1 pseudogene is annotated in these 987 nt (G+C 69.4%); it reads left to right on the plus strand.

From position 1 onward, the window contains the following. Positions 1 to 987 (plus strand): annotated as a pseudogene (locus I0Q12_RS33735) (acyl-CoA dehydrogenase family protein); the annotation flags it as partial.

The raw sequence follows: 987 nt of genomic DNA on the forward strand, positions 1-987 counted from the left end.
GGTCCCCGACCTCGTGCCCTACGACGCCGCCGACGACGCGTCGCTGCTCGAGGGACTGCGCCGCGAAGGTGCCGGTTGGGCCGAGGACGAGGTGCGCGCCCTCGGTGTCCTCGCCGGCGGCGCCCGCGCCCAGGACTGGGGCCGACTCGCCAACGAGTACCCGCCCGTCCTACACACCCACGACCGTTACGGCAACCGCATCGACGAGGTCGAGTTCCACCCGCACTGGCACGACCTGATGACCGTCGCCGTCGAACACGGACTGCACGGCGCGCCCTGGCGCGACCCGCGGCCGGGCGCCCACGTCGCCCGCGCCGCGAAGTTCTACACGTGGGGACAGGCCGACGCCGGGCACATGTGCCCGATCTCGATGACCTACGCGGCGATCCCCGCACTGCGGCACAACCCCGAACTCGCCGAACGCTACGAACCGCTGCTCGCGGCACCCCACTACGACTTCGGTCTGCGCGAACCGAGTTCGAAGCGCGGGCTGATCGCGGGCATGTCCATGACGGAGAAGCAGGGCGGCTCCGACGTGCGCGCCAATACCACCACCGCGACACCGAACGCCGACGGCAGCCACACGATCGTCGGGCACAAGTGGTTCACGTCGGCCCCGATGTCGGACCTGTTCCTGACCCTCGCGCAGACCGAACACGGGCCGAGCTGTTTCCTGTTGCCGCGCGTGCTTCCCGACGGCACCCGCAACCGCATCCACATCCAGCGGCTCAAGGACAAGCTCGGCAACAAGTCCAACGCGTCCTCGGAGATCGAATACCAGGGTGCGACCGGCTGGCTCGTCGGACCCGAGGGGCGCGGTGTCGCGACCATCATCGAGATGGTCAACATGACCCGGCTCGACTGCGTCATCGGTTCGTCGATGGGCATGCGGATGGCCGCGCTGCGCGCGGTGCACCACGCGCGTCACCGGAAAGCGTTCGGCGCATTGCTGATCGACCAGCCGCTCATGCGGAACGTGCTCGCCGA

It is taken from the genome of Rhodococcus sp. CX (assembly GCF_015865005.1).
Classification (GTDB): domain Bacteria; phylum Actinomycetota; class Actinomycetes; order Mycobacteriales; family Mycobacteriaceae; genus Rhodococcus.